The sequence below is a fragment of the Streptomyces nojiriensis genome (assembly GCF_017639205.1).
Taxonomy (GTDB): Bacteria; Actinomycetota; Actinomycetes; order Streptomycetales; family Streptomycetaceae; genus Streptomyces; species Streptomyces nojiriensis.
Genome location: NZ_CP071139.1, coordinates 1,106,263 through 1,123,468, shown reverse-complemented (window position 1 = coordinate 1,123,468; position 17,206 = coordinate 1,106,263). Strand labels below are relative to the sequence as shown.

18 protein-coding genes are annotated in these 17,206 nt (G+C 72.1%); 7 read left to right on the top strand and 11 right to left on the bottom strand.

Annotated elements, in window-relative coordinates; all coding sequences use genetic code 11:
- Positions 1–152: 152 nt before the first annotated feature.
- Positions 153–344, bottom strand: coding sequence for a DUF5302 domain-containing protein (locus tag JYK04_RS05525; protein ID WP_030384532.1), 192 nt, complete (start codon positions 342–344; stop codon positions 153–155).
- A gap of 208 nt (positions 345–552) precedes the next feature.
- Between JYK04_RS05525 and JYK04_RS05520 the strand changes: the two genes are divergently transcribed.
- Both JYK04_RS05520 and JYK04_RS05515 read left to right on the top strand, forming a co-directional pair.
- Positions 553–1,914 carry an FAD-dependent oxidoreductase gene (locus tag JYK04_RS05520; protein WP_189742452.1) on the top strand — a complete coding sequence of 454 codons (1,362 nt, stop codon included), beginning with the start codon at positions 553–555 and terminating at the stop codon, positions 1,912–1,914.
- A 211-nt stretch (positions 1,915–2,125) separates the two neighbouring features.
- Positions 2,126–2,476: a hypothetical protein gene (locus JYK04_RS05515; protein WP_189742449.1), complete on the top strand. Its 351-nt coding sequence runs from the start codon at positions 2,126–2,128 to the stop codon at positions 2,474–2,476.
- 97 nt (positions 2,477–2,573) lie between these two features.
- Here the strand turns inward: JYK04_RS05515 and JYK04_RS05510 are convergent, their stop codons facing one another.
- Both JYK04_RS05510 and JYK04_RS05505 read right to left on the bottom strand, forming a co-directional pair.
- Positions 2,574–3,092, bottom strand: coding sequence for a mycothiol transferase (locus tag JYK04_RS05510; RefSeq protein WP_189742447.1), 519 nt, complete (start codon positions 3,090–3,092; stop codon positions 2,574–2,576).
- 96 nt (positions 3,093–3,188) lie between these two features.
- A complete protein-coding gene (locus tag JYK04_RS05505; RefSeq protein ID WP_189742444.1) occupies positions 3,189–4,700 on the bottom strand; it encodes an MFS transporter in 1,512 nt (503 codons plus the stop codon).
- 154 nt (positions 4,701–4,854) lie between these two features.
- On the opposite strand from JYK04_RS05505, the gene JYK04_RS05500 reads away from it, so the two are divergent.
- Together JYK04_RS05500 and JYK04_RS05495 are read left to right on the top strand one after the other, a co-directional pair.
- Positions 4,855–5,292 carry a MarR family winged helix-turn-helix transcriptional regulator gene (locus JYK04_RS05500; protein WP_189742441.1) on the top strand — a complete coding sequence of 146 codons (438 nt, stop codon included), beginning with the start codon at positions 4,855–4,857 and terminating at the stop codon, positions 5,290–5,292.
- Between the two features lie 5 nt (positions 5,293–5,297).
- The gene (locus tag JYK04_RS05495) at positions 5,298–5,903 is read left to right on the top strand and encodes a HutD/Ves family protein (RefSeq protein ID WP_189742438.1); all 606 of its coding nucleotides are present in this window, start codon (positions 5,298–5,300) and stop codon (positions 5,901–5,903) included.
- 160 nt (positions 5,904–6,063) lie between these two features.
- Here JYK04_RS05495 and JYK04_RS05490 read toward each other — a convergent pair whose 3' ends face one another.
- On the bottom strand, positions 6,064–7,914 hold the full coding sequence (locus JYK04_RS05490; RefSeq protein ID WP_189742436.1) for a galactose oxidase early set domain-containing protein: 1,851 nt from the start codon (positions 7,912–7,914) through the stop codon (positions 6,064–6,066).
- Positions 7,915–8,169: 255 nt separating this feature from the next.
- Here JYK04_RS05490 and JYK04_RS05485 point away from each other — a divergent pair, with 255 nt between their 5' ends.
- Positions 8,170–8,832 carry a DUF4360 domain-containing protein gene (locus tag JYK04_RS05485; protein WP_189742434.1) on the top strand — a complete coding sequence of 221 codons (663 nt, stop codon included), beginning with the start codon at positions 8,170–8,172 and terminating at the stop codon, positions 8,830–8,832.
- Between the two features lie 78 nt (positions 8,833–8,910).
- Here the strand turns inward: JYK04_RS05485 and JYK04_RS05480 are convergent, their stop codons facing one another.
- A complete protein-coding gene (locus tag JYK04_RS05480; RefSeq protein ID WP_189742431.1) occupies positions 8,911–9,963 on the bottom strand; it encodes a LacI family DNA-binding transcriptional regulator in 1,053 nt (350 codons plus the stop codon).
- 89 nt (positions 9,964–10,052) lie between these two features.
- Entirely contained in the window at positions 10,053–10,481 is a 429-nt protein-coding gene (locus tag JYK04_RS05475; RefSeq protein ID WP_189742428.1) for a MarR family winged helix-turn-helix transcriptional regulator, read from the bottom strand.
- Positions 10,482–10,607: 126 nt separating this feature from the next.
- Between JYK04_RS05475 and JYK04_RS05470 the strand changes: the two genes are divergently transcribed.
- Complete coding sequence (locus tag JYK04_RS05470) at positions 10,608–11,492, top strand: MBL fold metallo-hydrolase (protein WP_189742425.1); 885 nt, start codon at positions 10,608–10,610, stop codon at positions 11,490–11,492.
- Positions 11,493–11,511: 19 nt separating this feature from the next.
- Here JYK04_RS05470 and JYK04_RS05465 read toward each other — a convergent pair whose 3' ends face one another.
- The 4 genes from JYK04_RS05465 to JYK04_RS05450 all read right to left on the bottom strand — a co-directional run bounded on the left by JYK04_RS05465 (position 11,512) and on the right by JYK04_RS05450 (position 15,050).
- Entirely contained in the window at positions 11,512–12,348 is an 837-nt protein-coding gene (locus tag JYK04_RS05465; RefSeq protein ID WP_189742422.1) for a class II glutamine amidotransferase, read from the bottom strand.
- Positions 12,349–12,436: 88 nt separating this feature from the next.
- Positions 12,437–12,961: a pyridoxamine 5'-phosphate oxidase family protein gene (locus JYK04_RS05460; protein WP_189742419.1), complete on the bottom strand. Its 525-nt coding sequence runs from the start codon at positions 12,959–12,961 to the stop codon at positions 12,437–12,439.
- Positions 12,962–13,089: 128 nt separating this feature from the next.
- Entirely contained in the window at positions 13,090–14,532 is a 1,443-nt protein-coding gene (locus tag JYK04_RS05455) for a glycoside hydrolase family 16 protein (protein WP_189742416.1), read from the bottom strand.
- A 284-nt stretch (positions 14,533–14,816) separates the two neighbouring features.
- Positions 14,817–15,050, bottom strand: a complete 234-nt coding sequence (locus JYK04_RS05450) for a hypothetical protein (RefSeq protein WP_189742413.1) — start codon at positions 15,048–15,050, stop codon at positions 14,817–14,819.
- 212 nt (positions 15,051–15,262) lie between these two features.
- Here JYK04_RS05450 and JYK04_RS05445 point away from each other — a divergent pair, with 212 nt between their 5' ends.
- Positions 15,263–15,472, top strand: coding sequence for an acyl-CoA carboxylase epsilon subunit (locus JYK04_RS05445; protein ID WP_189742411.1), 210 nt, complete (start codon positions 15,263–15,265; stop codon positions 15,470–15,472).
- A 50-nt stretch (positions 15,473–15,522) separates the two neighbouring features.
- On the opposite strand, the gene JYK04_RS05440 is transcribed toward JYK04_RS05445, so the two are convergent.
- Positions 15,523–17,154, bottom strand: coding sequence for an FAD-dependent oxidoreductase (locus tag JYK04_RS05440; protein WP_189742408.1), 1,632 nt, complete (start codon positions 17,152–17,154; stop codon positions 15,523–15,525).
- Positions 17,155–17,206 lie beyond the last annotated feature (52 nt).

Sequence of the window (17,206 nt, the reverse complement as noted above, 5' to 3'; positions counted from 1 at the left end):
TCGCACTGTCGCGTGTGATGGCTGCCCTCGGCGGGACGTGCTGATCAACTGTCGACGGCGCTCGGGGTTATCCCCACTCACCCGAGTGGCCCAATGCGGGATCGAGCCACCCCCGGCCGCGGTGGCGGGGGCGAGCTCCTCGGGCCCGAGGGTCAGCCGGTCTTGCGGCGGACCTTCTTGTTCTTGCCGCCGGGGCCGCTGCTGGCACCCTGGACCTTCGCCCGGCTCTGGTGGGCCTGCTGGGACTGGGCGTTCGCGGCGTTGCGGTCCAGCGCCTCGCGGAACTTGCGCTTGGCCGCGTCGGCCGGGGACTCGTCCTGCGGGGTGTCGGTTTCGTCAGCCATTTTGTCCTCCTGGGGTGATCAAGCGGTTTCAGTCTGTCAGGTGACGTCCGTGCTGACCAGCGAGTTCGCCTAGGCCCCAAGGACTGCTTGGGGAGGTCATAAGCTTTGATTATGGGGCCATAAACGGACACCGGGTGCTGAGTTAGGTTTACCTTCGTTTAGGGTTCCCTTTGATCCACCTTGCCGTCGCTCGAAGGGAACCTCTGCCATGCCTCGCCCTCTGCGGGTAGCAATCGTCGGTGCCGGCCCCGCCGGTATCTACGCCGCCGACGCGCTGCTGAAGTCCGAGGCAGCCGTCGAGCCCGGTGTGTCCATCGACCTCTTCGAGCGGATGCCCGCGCCCTTCGGCCTGATCCGGTACGGCGTCGCCCCCGACCACCCCCGGATCAAGGGCATCATCACCGCCCTTCACCAGGTCCTCGACAAGCCCCAGGTGCGCCTCTTCGGGAACGTCGACTACCCGAACGACATCAGCCTCGACGAGCTGCAGTCCTTCTACGACGCCGTGATCTTCTCCACCGGTGCCACGGCCGACCGCGCGCTGGCCATCCCGGGCGTCGACCTCGACGGCTCCTACGGCGCCGCCGACTTCGTCTCCTGGTACGACGGCCACCCGGACGTCCCGCGCACCTGGCCGCTGGAGGCCGAGAAGGTCGCCGTGCTCGGTGTCGGCAACGTCGCCCTCGACGTCGCGCGCATCCTCGCGAAGACCGCCGACGAGCTGCTGCCGACCGAGATCCCGGCGAACGTCTACGACGGGCTCAAGGCGAACAAGGCCCTCGAGGTGCACGTCTTCGGCCGCCGCGGTCCGGCGCAGGCCAAGTTCAGCCCCATGGAGCTCCGGGAGCTGGACCACTCGCCCAACATCGAAGTCATCGTCAACCCCGAGGACATCGACTACGACGAGGGCTCCATAGCCACCCGCCGCGGCAACAAGCAGGCCGACATGGTCGCCAAGACCCTGGAGAACTGGGCGATCCGCGACATCGGCGAGCGCCCGCACAAGCTGTTCCTGCACTTCTTCGAGTCGCCCGTCGAGATCCTCGGCGAGGACGGCAAGGTCGTCGGACTGCGCACCGAGCGCACCGAGCTCGACGGCACGGGCAACGTCAAGGGCACGGGCAACTTCACCGACTGGGACATCCAGTCCGTCTACCGGGCCGTCGGCTACCTCTCCGACGAGCTGCCCAAGCTCCCCTGGGACGTCGAGTCCGGCACCGTCCCGGACGAGGGCGGCCGCGTGATCGAAGCCGGTGGCCACCTGCAGTCGACCTACGTCACCGGATGGATCCGGCGCGGTCCGGTCGGCTTGATCGGCCACACCAAGGGTGACGCGAACGAGACCGTCGCGAACCTGCTCGCCGACCACGCGGAGGGCCGCCTGAGCGAGCCGGCCGCCCCGGCCCCGGAGGCCGTGGAGGCCTTCCTCGCCGAGCGCAGCGTCCGCTACACGACGTGGGAGGGCTGGTACAAGCTGGACGCGGCCGAGAAGGCCCTCGGTGAGCCCCAGGGCCGCGAGCGCGTGAAGATCGTCGAGCGCGAGGGCATGCTCGAGGCGAGCGGCGCGTAGCACGAGAGGGCCGGGACCCGGACGGGTCCCGGCCCGCCGCATGTCTTGTGGCGCGACCGGTGGCGCCGCCGTCCGGGCAACGGGACCGGGTTCCGTCCGGCCGGTCCCGGCTGTGGGAAGATGCCGTCCATGATGAAGATCCGAAGGGGTCGTGCCGCGTAGAACGCCGGCTTCACTCCGGCCGCGGGAACGTCGCTGGAGCAGCCCCTGGGTGCGATACCGCGATGTCCCCGGCCTGTCGGGGGCGGCGAACGCCGCCGTCCGCGCACTCGAGCGGGCTCGACTGGCTCCGGGCAAGGTGTCCGTCGCGCTGAGCGTGTGGTCGGTCCGCGTCCACGGCACCGGACGCCGGTGGCGGCGGTGGGAGGCCGAGTTCACCTGCCCGTGCTGTGGCGAAGGCTGGGCCCGGGACACGCTGCAAGAGGCCCTGTTCATGCTGCCGCCGAGGGCCGCCGCCGAACTGCGGGGGCGGGTCGAGCGCCTGGACGAGGTGCTGCTCAGGCGAACGCACCACGAGCCCATGGCGGATCCGGAGCTGGCGTGGTGGCATCGCCGGTGCTGACCGTGCCCGTGCCGCCGGCGGGATCGCCCCGGACGCCCCGGTCGGCTCCACTGCGATCCGGGCCCACCCGTGGCGGCCGGTGGCCGCAAGGACCGCGTCAGAGACCCCGTTCCCGCTCCAGGACGCCCCGTACGAAGGCCGCCTGCCCGGCGTGCTGGAGATCGTCCCCGAGTACGCTGACCAGGCGTACCCCGAGGGTGACCGGTGGATCCCAGCGTTCGTCGACCACCCGGTCCAGGTCGGTGGCGGCGAGCCCGTGCACGAACCGGGCGGTCCGCTCGTGCACCGCGTCGAAGTACCCCAGCAGCAGCTCGCCCGAGTCGACCCGTACGGTGTAGACGTCCTGCGGCGAGTGCCCGTACCCGGTCGACCCGGCGGGCAGGGGCAGCGCGAACCGGTCCGCCCAGCCGTCGGAGTCCCAGACCTGCTCGGTGCCGGCCGCGTCCGCGATGTGGTCGTCCTGGATCCGGGTCAGGTGCCAGACGAGCCAGGTGACCGAGTTCGCCGCCGGGTCCACGCGCGCGTTGAGCAGCTCCGGCGGGACCCCTTCCACGACCTCGTGCACGATCTCCCGGATGCGTCCGAAACCGTCGGCGATGACGTCCGTAGCCTTCATGCACCCACCATGCAAGGCCCGGCGGCCCGACCGCCGCGAACGACACGCGGAAGGCCGGACCGCCGGGCCGGCGGGTCGGGACGTCAGCGGGTGACGTCAGAGGGTGGCGTCGGCCTTCTCGGCCTGCTCCGTCTTCCCGGTCGCCGCCGCGGGCCGGTCGGCGGCCGCGGCCACGGTGCCCTGCCCGCTCCGCAGACCGATCCAGCTGATCAGCGCGACCAGCGCGAAGGCCACCGCACCGATCCCGAAGGTGAGGGTGAACCCGGACTCGGCGGGCAGCGGGGGGACCCCCGCCGGCAGGTGCTCGATGGTCTTGGAGGCCAGGATCGTGGTGACGACGGCGCTTCCGATCGCACTGCCCGTGGAGCGGGAGATCGAGTTGATGCCGTTGGCGATGCCGCTCTGGTGGTGCGGGACGCTGGACATGATCACGGCGGGCATGGCGGCGTAGCCGAAGCTGACGGCCGCACCGACGACGAGCCCGGCGCCGATCACCGAGAGGCTGTGCTGGTGGTCCAGGACCAGCCAGGCGAAGCCGGCCGCGCCGAGGGCCGCGGCCAGGGCCAGCGCCGTACGCGGCCCCCGGTGGCGCACGATCTGGCCGCCCACGGGCGAGGCGAGCAGCGAGACGATCGCGCCGGGCAGCAGGAACTGCACGGAGGCGCGCAGGATGGATGCGTCGAAGCCGTAGCCGGTGAGGGCCTCGGGCATCTGGACGAGGTACGAGACGCCCAGGAAGTTCGCGAACATGCCGAAGCCGACGAGGACGCCGGCCAGGTTGGCCATGAGCACCGGGCGGTGGACGAACATCTTCATGTCGACGAGCGGCTCGCGGACCTTGCGCTCGACGAGCACCCAGACGGCGGCCATGACGGCGGCGCCGGCGAAGCTGCCCAGCGTACGGGCGGAGCCCCAGCCCCACTCGTGGCCCTGGGAGATCGGCAGCAGGAGCAGGAGCAGCGCGATGCCGAGGGTCAGCGCGCCGAGGAAGTCGGTGCGACCGCCGGTCTTGTGGCGGGTCGCTGGGACCAGGAAGACCACCGCGAGCAGGGCGAGGAGCGCGAAGCCGGTCGCCATCCAGAAGGCGTTGCGGTAGTCCGCGCCGGAGCCGGAGGTGAGCAGTCCGGTCGCGACCAGCGCGAGCCCGCTGCCGAACGCGAGCGTGCCGCTGACCAGGGCCATCGCACCCGGCAGCTTCTGCGGCCGGACCTCTTCGCGCAGGACGGACAGGGCCAGCGGGAAGATCGCGGTGGCGGCCCCCTGGAGCACCCGGCCCAGGATCAGCAGCGGCAGCGAGGTCGCCAGCGCGGCGATGACGGAGCCGGCGACCATGACGCCGAGCACGGCGACCAGGGTGGGCTTCTTGCCGTGCTGGTCGCCGAAGCGGCCCAGCAGCGGGGTGAAGACGGCGGCCGACAGGAGGGTGGCGGTGGTCACCCAGCTCACGTTGGCCGTGGTGGTGCCGAGGTCCTGACGGATGAGGCCGAGGATCGGGACCGGCAGGGTCTGCATCATCGACACGACCATGGCGGCCAGGCTTAGGGCGAAGACGATGACCGTCTCGTTCCGGTGCCCGGAGGCCGGGGTGGCGGGGGAGGGGGTGCTCATGGCTGGGGGTGACCTTCTTCGTGTTTCGGAGCTGAAGAGCTTCGGAACGGCGATGTTTGACCTTCTCAAGTAACTCGACCGACGGTAGACGTCGATAGTTAAGGTGGTCAAGTAAACAATTGATAATGTGAAGCATCCTGAGTACGCTCCAGGTATGAGCGACACCGCCACGCAGACCCCCACCAAGCTCCAGCTGCTGGAGCTGCTCGCCGCGATCGGCACCGCCCAATGGCGCGAGTTCGCGGCCGCCGCGGCCCAGCACGGCCTGACCTCCACCCAGGCCCGGGTCCTCGCCCAGCTCGACGGCCCGGTGCCCATGCGCGGCCTCGCCACCCTGCTGGTGTGCGACGCCTCCAACGTGACCGGCATCGTGGACCGGCTGGAGGCCCGCGAGCTGGTGCGCCGGGAGCCCGACCCCGCCGACCGCCGCGTCAAGAACGTCGTCGCGACGGACGCGGGCCGTGACGTCATCCGCCGCGTGCGCGAGGAGATGCAGGCCATGCACGGCGCGCTCGACACCCTTGACGAGGCCGAGAGCGCGACGCTCTACGCCTTGCTGGGCCGCCTGCGTCCCTCGATGGAGAAGGCCTGATCGCCATGGACGCGCCGAGCGGCAGCGGGATCCGGATCCTGCGGGCGTCCGACCGGACCGCCACCGTCTGGAAGAACGGCGGGGGAGTCACCCGGGAGATCGCGGCCTGGCCCGAGGGGGCGGGCATGGACGATTTCGGCTGGCGCGTGAGCCTGGCCGAGGTCGCCGCCGACGGCCCGTTCTCGGCCTTCCCCGGCATCGGTCGCACCCTGACCCTCGCCGAGGGCGCGGGCATGGACCTCTCGGTGGCGGGCGTACGCCGGCTCGTGGACGAGCGGTTCGCGCCGCAGGACTTCCCAGGGGACGAGCCGACCGACTGCCGGCTGCTCTCCGGCCCCGTCGTGAACTTCAACGTGATGTACCGCAGGGGCGCGGTGGAGGCGCAGACCGCCGTCGTACGGGGCGTGCTCGCCGTCGCGGTCCCGCCGGGCGGGACGCTGCTGGTGGCCGCGCTGGAAGGAGCGGCGGTGCTCGAACGGGCCGGCGACCGCGCGGAGCTGCTCCCCTACGACGCGGCCCTGCTGACCGGACCGCTCGACTGCCGGGTCCGCACGGCCGGGCGCGCGGCCGTCGTACGGTTCGCGCCGGCCCCGGCCCCGGACCAGGTCTAGGCCGTCTCTTTCGGATCTTGTCGGCCGAGCCCGCGGCGTCCGGTGCCGTGCTTGGCAAGGCGGAGGGGCGCCCGTGTACTGGACGTACTCGGGTGCCCCGACAACGCGGCCAGGTGCGGTGCCGGGCGTCGCGGGCCCGGCAAGATCCGAAAGAGACGGCCTAGCGGTTGCGGGTGCCCAGCTTGATCCACTTCGCGGTGCTGGGCACGCCCTTCGCGTCGAGCAGGAAGAGCATGTAGTACCCGGGCGGGGCGTCGGCCGCACCCGGCGGCGTGCGCAGCCCGATCGTGGAGCCGTGGACACCGGTGATCCGCAGGTCCAGGTGGCGCTGGCTGGTGTTCACCGAGTGGGTGACGGTCGTCGGCGCCAGCAGTACGGCCCGTGTGACGTCCTTCGCCGTCGAGCTCGTGACCTGGAAGGCCGTGTCGTGGCCGAGGTCGCCCGCCGGGGCCCGGTCGAGCGCCGGCCGGGCGCCCCGGTGCAGGTAGGCGGGCTCGTACAGCTCGATGCTGCCGTCCATCCCGTCCTTGATGTCGGGGTCGTTGGCGATCTGCTGGAGCTCGTCCCCGGTGACCATCATCCGGCCGTCCGGCAGGACCAGGGCGTTGGAGTGGTAGCCGCGGGGCAGCCGCTGGGCCGGCCCCAGCTTCCAGTGGCCGTGCGCGTCGCGCAGTTCGATCTGCCGGTACTTCAGGTCGGCCTTCGGGTTGAAGGGCCCGTTGCCGTAGTCGCGGGTGTCCAGGGCGCCGTTCACCGTGATCAGGGTCCCGTCGGGCAGGATCAGGGTCCCGTCCTGGGTGCGGCCGAAGGCCCTCGGCTCCTCGATGCTCCAGCGGCCGCCGGACAGCCGGTAGGTGAGCGGGTCGCGCGGGTCGCCGCCGAGCACCAGGACGGAGTCCGGACCGCGGAAACCGGCCGGCAGCGGCACGGCCGAACCGTAGCCCCGGAAATCGGCGGGCCGCCGGGGCAGGTCGGTGCGGGTGTCCTCGACCGGATCGAACAGCCACTGCTGGTCGGCGTCGCGGCCGAGCCCGTAGATCTTCCCGTCCCGCAGCGAGAAGAGGTGCGGATAGTCGTTGCGGAAGGGGGCCCGTGACCGGAGCCGCTCGGCCGGGACGTTCGCCGGGATGTCGTACGAACGCCACGGCACGGGCCGCCCGAGCGCGGGGAAGCGCTCCACCACCGGAGTGGGTGTGCCCGTACCGCGCTCGGACTGGCCGGACATGATGATCTGGCGGCCGTCCGGCCCGGTCACCACCGAGGGGTACCAGCGGCCCACGGACATGTCGCGGTTGCGGAACCACTTCTCGGTCCACGGGTCGAACACGAAGGACAGCTTGGCGCCGCTGCCGCCCTTCCCGCCGACGTTGCCGCCGAACACCCCCACCATGCCGTTGGGGAGGTAGGAGTGCCCGGCGCAGAAGAACGGCGCCGGGCGCGGGGCGTAGGCGCCGTCGGGCATCAGCACCACCGGTGGCGGCACGTTCTTGAAGGCCTTGGCCCCGGTCCCCCTGGCGGGGTCCCAGAGATAGGCGCGGCCCGCGTTGGTCCGGCCGACCGTGTTGGTGGGCCCGGTCTCCTTGGTGGGATCGGCTTCCACGCGTTCGAAGGAGAAGAGCAGCACCTTGCCCGTCGGCAGCTGGGCCACGTGGACGCCGAAATCGGGGGAGGGGAAGAACTGGGTGAACCGGCCGAACCGGGCCGCGCCGAACGCCGCGTTGCCCGTGCGCTGGGACGCCTCCAGGGCGGCCAGGCTCGACGTCCGCTTCGACTGCGGATAGCCCTGATTGCCCCGGGCCGCCTCGCGCAGCCGCGCGTGGGCGCGGGAGTGCTCCTCGCCGAGCACCCCGGCCTCGTCGCCGGCGTGGTGGGCCGCGGCGAAGGCCGGGGCGGGCCCGGCGAGGGCGATGGCCAGGGCGGTGGCGAGCGCCAGGGCCGACAGGGCGGTGGGGCGTGGCCGGGGTGCGCGGGACCAGCGTGGTGCGCGAGACGTGTGTGATGGGCGGGACATGGGACTCCTCACCGCAGGAGGGCCCGGCGCCCCGGCCGGCTCCAGAACCCGCTGGTTGCCTGAAGGACCTCGCCGATATTAGGAAAAATCGCAGCGAGTGACCCGTGCGACGCGGTGCTCCGCGCCACCTGGGGCCATCCGGCGGAGTGGTTTGAGTAGATTTATCGTTTCTGCGGTGATGGGCTTCGGCCAACGAGGTGAGACCTCGTGCCCGTCGGCCGGCCGGGGCCGCCGCGGACCGCTATCCATGGCGATGTGATCAAGCCCCTCCGCACTGCATTCACCGCAGCCGCCGTGACCGCGACCTTCGTCGCGCTCACCCCCGCCGCCGGCGCCTCGTCCTCGGTGCCCTCGGCCCCCACCGACCAGGTGACCGTGGACGTCGCCTCCGTGAACGGATCGGGCTGCCGTCCGGGCAGCGCCGCCGTCTCGGTATCGCCGGACAACTCGGCCTTCACCGTCACCTACAGCGAATACCTGGCCCAGGCCGGCGGCGGTGTCTCCGCCGTCGAGGGCCGCAAGAACTGCCTCCTCTCCCTCGACGTCCACGTCCCCCAGGGGTACACGTACGCCGTGGCCAAGGTCGACTACCGCGGCTTCGGCAGCCTCGCACCGGGCGCGGTCGGCACGCAGAAGGCCAGCTACTACTTCCAGGGCATGAGCCAGACCGCGTACCGCACCCACAAGTTCAACGGCGAGCTCGTCGACAACTGGCAGGCGACCGACACCACGGGCGTCGAGGCCCTGGTCTTCGCACCCTGCGGTGAGCAGCGCAACTTCAACATCAACACCGAGCTGCGCGCCGAGGTGGGCACCTCGGACCCGGAGCACACCAGCTTCATGGCGCTCGACTCGACGGACGGCAGCATCAACAGCGTGTACCACTTCTCCTGGAAGCAGTGCCCGGTCCGGCACTGATCCGGGAGCGCCCAGCGCCCACTCCCCGTTCTGAGGGGCCCGCCGACCGGCGGGCCCCCGCGGTGCGTCCGGTGCCGGTCAGGCCGAGGCGCGCCGCACCAGCGCCGTGGCGGTGATCACCGGATCGGGCGCGGCCGGCCGCCCGTCCGGACCGCCGTTCAGCCGGCGCATCAGCAGCCGTGCCATCAGGCGGCCCATGCCCTCTATGTCCTGGCGTACGGTCGTCAGCGGCGGGTCGGCGCTCTCCGCCACCGGTTCGGCGTCGTCGAAGCCGACCAGCGCCACGTCCCCGGGCACCGTGCGGCCGCTCTCGCGCAGCACGCGCAGGGCGCCGGTCGCCATCAGGTCGTTCCCGGCGAAGACGGCGTCGATACCGGCGTCCCGGTCCAGCAGTTCCGCCATCGCGCGGGCCCCGCCCGCCGGGGTGAAGTCCCCCTCGGCGAACAGCTCCGGGCCGACGGCCGCCAGCGCGTCCCGGTAGCCGCTCAGCCGGTCGGCCGCCGAGGTCTGGTCGAGCGGGCCGGAGATGTGCGCGATCCGCCTCCGGCCCTGCGCCAGCAGATAGCGCACGGCCTCCCGCGCGCCCCCGCGGTTGTCGGCGTCCACGTAGGCCACGCCCTCGCCCTCGTCTTCCCCGGTCCGGGTGGTCCAGCCGGGCCGGCCGCCGTAGACCGTGGGCATGCCGATGCGGCGGGTGATGGCGGGCAGCGGGTCGTCGGTGTGCAGGGAGAAGGCGAGGGCCCCGTCGACGTGACCGCCCGCCAGGTAGCGCTCGATCCGCTCGTAGTCGCCGCGGTCCTCGACCAGGAGCAGGACGAGCTGGGTGTCGTGCGCGGTCAACTCCTTGGCGATGCCGCGGACCTGGCGCGAGAAGAAGGGGTCCGAGAAGATCCGGACCTCCGGCTCGGCGATGATCACCGCGACGGCTCCGGTGCGCCGGGTCACGAGGGTGCGGGCCGCGTGGTTGGGGACGTACCCCAGTACGCGGATCGCCGTACGGACCCGGTCCACCAGATGCGCGCGGACCCCGTCGCCGCCGTTGACCACGCGGGACGCGGTGGCCCGGGACACCCCGGCGTGCGCCGCGACGGCCTCCAGGGTGGGGCGGCTGTCGGGACGCGGCTCGGTCACGGATGTTCCTCCACGGTGTCCACGGGCGGTGGCCTAGACGGGCAGCAGGGTAACCGGTGATCGCCCCGGGTCGCTGCCCCACCGGCGGGTTACGGCCGGATGGCGGCCCGCTCCAGCAGGCCCCGCAGGACGCGCTGTTCGTCCGGCGCGAGGCCCGACAGCGGGGAGTCCACGGCGAGGAGCGCGAGGAGACGCTCGCGCAGCGCGACGCCCCCGGCGGTGAGGACGAGCTGCTTCGCGCGGCGGTCGGTGGGGTGCGGATGGCGCTCGATCAGGCTCTGCTTCTCCAGCTTGTCGACGACGAAGGTGGTGTTGGAGGGCTCGCAGCTCATGCGTTCGGCGAGCTCGCGCATGGTCATCGGCCCGCTCATCTCCCGCAGCGCGGTCGCCTGTGACGCGGTGAGGCCCAGGGTGGCGGCGCGCTCGCGTACGTGCTCGGCGATCCGCTGGGCCAGTCCGTTCACCAGGCCGCACAGCTGTCGCTCGGCGATGGCCTGCAGCTCCGGGGGCGTCGTCATGCCACCACCCTAGCAAGTCCGTGAAGCCGAAATATTTACAGCTTGAATGATTCGAACTTGATGCTTATGGTGATCACCGTCGCGGCGGACCGCGGCGATCCGATGGCAATCCACAGGAGATGACCCATGGCCGACATGACAGTGGCTCAGGACGTACGACTGCGCCGTCCGGCGGGAATCCGCTCGATACGGCTGGGCGACACCAAGGTGTCCTACGTGCCGGACGGCGACGTGCGGCTGCGACCGCTGTCGCTGCTCCAGGACAGCACCGACGAGGTGTGGGCCGCGCACCCCGAGTACCTGGACCCCGCGGGCCACCTGGTGGGGAGCGTCGGCGGACTGCTCGTGGAGCACGGCGGCCGCGCCCTGCTGATCGACGCGGGCTTCGGCCCGCAGGCGCACGAGGCCCCGGACGGCCCGCTCGCCACGATCCAGGGCGGCGCGCTCCTGCGCAGTCTGGCCGAACTCGGTCGCAGCCCCGAGGACGTCGAGGCGGTGGCCTTCACCCACCTCCACGCCGACCACCTCGGCTGGGCCTGTCACCCCGCGCCCGGCGGTGACCGGCCGGCCTTCGCCCACGCCGCGTACCTGGTGTCCGAGCCCGAATGGGAGCGCCGCGACCTCCTGGTGGCCCAGGGCATGGCCGAGCAGGTCGCGGCCCTGGCACCGCGCGTACGTACGGTCACGGACGGTGAGGAGGTCTTCCCCGGCGTGCGCGTACGGATCACCCCCGGCCACACCGTCGGACACGCCGAGTACGTCATCACCGGCGGCGGGCGCCGTCTGATCGCCTTCGGGGACGCCGTGCACTCGCCCCTCCAGATCGACCACCCCGCATGGTCCTCGGGCTTCGACCACGACGGCGACCGCACTGCCGGCCACCGCCACCGCCTCGTCGCCGAGCTGGCGGAGCCCGGCACCATCGGCTTCGGCGTCCACTTCGCCGACGTGGTGTTCGGACACGTCCGGCAGGACGGGGACGGCCCGGCCTGGCGCCCCCTGGACGCATGACCCGGAGGGCGGGCGGCGGTCAGAGTTCGGGGACGAAGGGGAGGTAGTCCCCGTCGGGGCCGGAGGGGATCACCGCGTAACTGCTCTCCGGGAGTTCGTTCCACACGCCGGGCAGGTCACCGAGCGGCTCGGACACCACGAGGCGGGTCTCGTCCGAGACCTCCCGCAGGTAGGGCACCTCCGGGTGCAGATGCCGCACGGTCTCGGCCCGGGAACTGTAGAAGAGCGAGCGGGACTTTCCCTGGCTGGAGTAGCGGAAGGCCCACACGTGCACGCCGTCACTCACCGCCACCGTCATCTGGAGCGGTTCCGCCACGCCGTGCTCCTTGCCGAGGCGCTCCACGAACCCCGCCATCCTGGCCACCGCACCCGGGGCGTCCTGGTCGAGACCGAACGTCACCGCCAGGTAGAACATCACCTCGGAATCCGTGGAACCCTCGATGGACGGGAACAGTGCCGGGTCGACGGCCATGCACAGATCGCGCTGCAGCCGGTGGAAGTCCGCGATGGCACCGTTGTGCATCCACAGCCAGCGTCCGTGGCGGAAAGGGTGGCAGTTGGACTGCTGGACGGCCGACCCCGTCGAGGCGCGGACGTGCGCGAAGAACAGCGGCGAACGGACGTGCGCGGCGAGCTCCTGCAGATTGCGGCTGCTCCACGCCGGGCCGACGTCCCGGAAGACCGCGGGGGTGCCGTCGCCGTCCGCGCTGTACCAGCCGATGCCGAAACCGTCGCCATTGGTCGGTTCGGCACCCATCTTGGCCCGCAGGCTCTGGTTGATCAGGGAGTGCTCAGGCCGGTAGAGCACGGTGTCGAGGAGCATGGGCGAACCCGAGTAGGCGAGCCAGCGACACATGCGCACCATCCCCTTCGCGACCTGCTCCGAGCCTAACCCCGCCGACGTCGGGGTTCTCGCGGGACAGGCCGTCCGCGGCGGCCGCGGGTCAGGAGAAGAGCCAGCGCGTCTGGCTGTAGCCGCCCTTGCCGAAACCGAAGGCGGTGCCCGGGCGCACCGCGAAGACCACCGCCTCGCCCGCGTCGGGATTCACGAACACACCGTTCCCCACCTCGAAATGCCACTCGGCGCCGTACTTCGCCTCCCAGGCGGCGGCGAGCCGGCGCAGCCGGTCGGGATCCGTGACCCGGGCCGCCTCACCCTCGACGACCAGGTCGAATCCCTCGTGGAGGGTGTTGGTGCCGGTGGTGAGGACGACGTGCGGGTTGGCGCGGAGGTTCTTGGCCTTGCGTTCCTGGGGCCCGGTGCAGAAGTGCAGCGCGCCGTCCGCCCAGACCCCGATCAGCGGGGTGACGTGCGGCCGGGCGTCGGGGCGCACGGTCGTCAGCCAGTACAGCTCCGCCGCGGCCAGCCGGGTGACGGCCTCCCGCCAGGGCACGGCCGTCGCCCGCTCGTCGCTGTACCGGGCGTCCAGCTCGGCGCGGGGTTCCTCGCGGGGTTCCTCGTCGGGCATGGCTGTCCTCCTGGTGCGGCCTCCTGCTGCGGTCGGTCACCAGCCTGTCCCGGCGCGCCCCGGCCGTCCACCGGGGCCGCGCCCGGCGCCGTCCGCGCGGAGTTCCTCGGGGACGGCGCCGCCGCGTGTCAATGGCCGAAGTCGAACCAGTTGACGTTCACGAAGTCGGCGGGCTGGCCGCTGGTGAAAGTCAGGTAGACGTCGTGCGTCCCCGTGACCGCGGTGATGTTCGCCGGTACCGTGCGCCAGCTCTGCCAGCCGCCGGTGGACGCGACCGAGAAGCTGCCGACCGGGGCCGAGGCCGGGTCGTCGAGCCGTACCTCGACCAGCCCGCTGACCCCGCCGGCCGCACCGCCGGCCACGCGCCCGTAGAACTGCCTGGCCGGGGTGGAACCGAAGTCGACACCCCGGAACAGCGCCCAGTCGCCGTTCCCGATCGCCGCGAGGTTCTGGCCGCCGCCGCTGTCCGTGGTGCTCTCCTTGATCACGCCCGACTGGGCGTCGTACGACTCGGCCTGGATCGCCGCGTACGCGTCGCGGTGACCGGGCGGCGTGGTCGGCGGAGTGGTGGGCGGGGTGGTGGGCGGGGTCGTCGGGGGAGTGGTGGGCGGGGTGGTGCCGCCGGTCGACCGCAGGACGGTCACGTAGTCGACGACCATCGCGTGTCCGGGCTGGGTGCCCGCGTCGGGGCCGCCGCCGAAGGCGTCCGGGAACCCGCCGCCCATGGCGACGTTCAGGATGATGTAGTAGCCGTGGTTCGTGGCATTGGTCCAGGTCGTCGCGTCGACCTGATCGGCGCGCACCGTATGGAAGTTGAACCCGTCGACGTAGAAGCGCATCTCCTCGACCGCGGTCGAGCGGTCCCACTCGACGGCGTACGTGTGGAATCCCGCCTGGCAGGTGGCGCCGGGGCAGACGCGCTGGCCGCCGATCCCGGAGGTCTCGTTGCAGGGGCCGCCCGGACTCGTGCCGCAATGCACGGTCGCCCAGACGTTGTTGAGGCCCTGGACGTTCTCCATGATGTCGATCTCGCCGATGCCCGGCCAGTTCCACCAGTTGCCCCGGTAGGGGGCGCCGAGCATCCAGAAGGCCGGCCAGTAGCCCTTGGCGGCCGGGCCCGTCACGTTCGGCATCTGGATGCGGGCCTCCGAGCGGAGCTTGCCGCCCGCCGGGGGTTCGAAGTCGGCCCGCCGGGTCTCGACGCGGCCGGACGTCCAGTGGCCGGCGGCGTCCCGGCGCGGGGTGATGCGCAGGTTGCCCGTGCCGTCGAGGGAGACGTTGGCGGGGTCGGCGGTCATCGTCTCGATCTCGCCGGTACCGAAGTTGGCGGGTCCGCCCGGGTAGGAGGTGCCGGTGGTGTACTGCCAGTCGGCGGTGTTCACCCCGGACCCCGCAGGGCCGTCGAAGTCGTCGAGGAACACCCGGGACCAGCCGGTCGGTGCGGGGGGAGCCGCGGCGTTCGCGGGCAGGACGATGGCCGCGGCCGCCGTCGCGACCACGGCGATCGTGCTGAGCGCGGCTAAGACGGCCCGCCGGACCGTCGGCCGCTTCCTGCCGGATATCTCGTGCATGGGTGCCCTCTCTGAAGCGCGCCGAGGCGCGGTGCGGGGGGAAGGGTCAGCGCGTCAGGCGAATTGAGAGCGCTCTCAAGCCGACGCCGCTGGACACTGTCCTCCGCGCCCTCACGGGCCGTCAAGAGATTGAACCGGCACAGCATTTACGGGCAGGGCGAGTTCAATCAGTGAACGCGACCGGGCCCGGGCGACGCTACGGCCGCCGACCGGGCCCCTGCCGCCGCCGGTCGACGGCCGGCGGCGGGACGTTCACCCGTACGGGCCAACTCGCCGTACGCCGGTCACACCGGCGGACCGAGCACCTCCTCGGCGCCGGGCAGGTCGTGCACGGAGGCCGCCGTCCCGGTCAGCGGCAGCAGAGCGGACAGCGGGCACGGCACGGGCGTCTCGTGGTCGACCTCCCACTGCCCGACCGGGTCCCGGCCCGCCTTCCCGCCCGCGTGGTCCATGGTGCAGACGGCGTACAGGTTGCCGGCGCAGCCCCGGCACAGCAGCGGCCGGTGGCCGGTCACCACGGCCGGTCCGGAATGCCGTGCCCGGCACGCTCTTGTAGCGTCGGTCGCGACAGGATTCCAGGTGATTCCACCGGAGTCCGCAGGCCGGTTCGCTCACGCGGAACACGTCCCGTCGGCGCACCGAGCCACCCGTGTGCCGCCCGGGCCGAGCCGGTCCGCCCCTCGCGATGCGACCGGGCGCACGCGCAGCCCCCGTGAGAGAGGCCGTGCCGATGTCGAAGGATGTCCCGATAGCGAGCCTGCTGCGTGTGGAGCGGGGCGTCGCCGCCCCCGAGGAACTGGCCGCGATCGCGGTCGTCGTCGCGTGTTACGCCGGGCGGACCTCCGGCGGCGGCGACGAGGCCGGAGGCGCCGGGCCCGGCCGCCGGCGCACCGCCGTGCCGGCCGCGGGCTGCTGGGCAGGTTGCTGGGCCTGCCGCTGAACCGATTCCGCCGGCCGCACGCACGGCCGGCGGAACCGTTGACGAGGTGGTCACGCCCGGCGCAGCACCGTCGAGAGGACCTCGCGCAGCGTCGCCGGGGCATCGGCCACGGCTCCCTCCGAGCGCCAGGCCACGAATCCGTCCGGCCGTACGAGCACGGCGCCCTCGGCGCTCATCGCGTGCACCTCGGTCCAGTCGGAGCGCCCCTCTTGGACCAGGTCCGCACCCGGCCCGGAGCCGATGGTGTAGGCCTCCAGCCGCACCCGCAGTTGCCCGGCCACCCGCTGCGCGGCCTCCTGCCACGGCGTCCCCGCACCGCTGAGCAGCACGAAGGAGCGCTCGTACAGGTCCAGGGTGGAGATCCGCTCACCCGACCGGGTCACCCACAGGTGCGGAGCCCGGGTCCCGGTGTCGCCGGCCAGTCGCAGGGTCTCCGGGATGACGGGCCGTCCGGGCTCGCCGCCGACGAGCGCGCCCTTCGGGTAGCAGTAGCCCATGGCGGTGGTCAGGACCCCGCTGCCCGGCCCGCCGCCCATGGTGGGCGGCGGCGCGTACCCCGGGTGGCTGTGTTCCGCCGAACGGGCCGACGCCCGCTCGCTGGTGGCCCTCGCCACCGGCAGCCGCTCGGCCTCGTAGGTGTCGAGCAGTCCGATGCCGGCCGAGCCGTCCAGTACCGCGGCGATCTTCCACGCCAGGTTGTGCGCGTCCTGGATCCCCGTGTTGGAGCCGAACGCCCCGGTGGGGGACATCTCGTGGGCCGCGTCCCCGGCCAGGAACACCCGTCCGGACGAATACCGCTGCGCCACCCGTTCGGCCGCATGCCACGGGGCCTTGCCGCCGATCTGCACGTCCAGGTCGGGTACGCCGATCGCGTCGCGGATCTGGTCCACGCACCGCTCGTCGGTGAAGTCCTCCAGGGTCTCGCCCTGCTCCGGGTGCCACGGGGCGTGGAAGACCCACTGCGTCTTGTTGTCCACGGGCAGCAGTGCTCCGTCGGCCCCCGGGCGGATCAGGTAGCAGACGATGAAGCGCAGGTCGCCCAGCACCTCGACGAGCTTCTCCGAGCGGAACGTGACGCTCACGTTGTGGAACAGCTCGCCGTTGCCCGTCTGGGGGATCCGCAGCTGTTCCCGGACGGGACTGCGCGGCCCGTCCGCGGCGATCAGGAAGTCGGCGCGCACGGTGATGTGCTCGCCCGTCTCCCGGTCCTTCACCACGGCGTTCACCCCCGTGGGGTCCTGGTCGAAGCTCATCAGCTCGGTGGCGAAACGGATGTCCGCGCCCAGCTCACGGCTCTGTTCGGCCAGCACCGGCTCGATGTTGTTCTGGCTGCACAGACACCAGCCGGTCGGGCTGAACCGGGCCAGCGCACCCGCCGGATCGATCGACTTGACCAGCCAGTTGTGGTCGCCGTCGGTCAGCGACCGGGCCTGCAGAATGCCCTGATTTCCCTCCAGTACGGACGCCGCCCGGCGGATCGCGCGCTCCGCCCCTGCCGTGCGGAACAGCTCCATCGTCCGGGCGTTGATGCCACGGCCCCGCGGGTGTGCGGAGGTGCCGGAGTGCTTCTCGACCAGCAGGTGCCTCACTCCGTGGCGGCTCAGGAAAAGCGAGGTGGACAGGCCCACGAGGGAGCCGCCCACGACGAGAACCGGTACGCGAACATCGGCGTTGTCTTCCATCAGCTGCGGGCTCCTGTTTTCTGTGTGGGGGAGTGGACTCTTTATGCCCCCG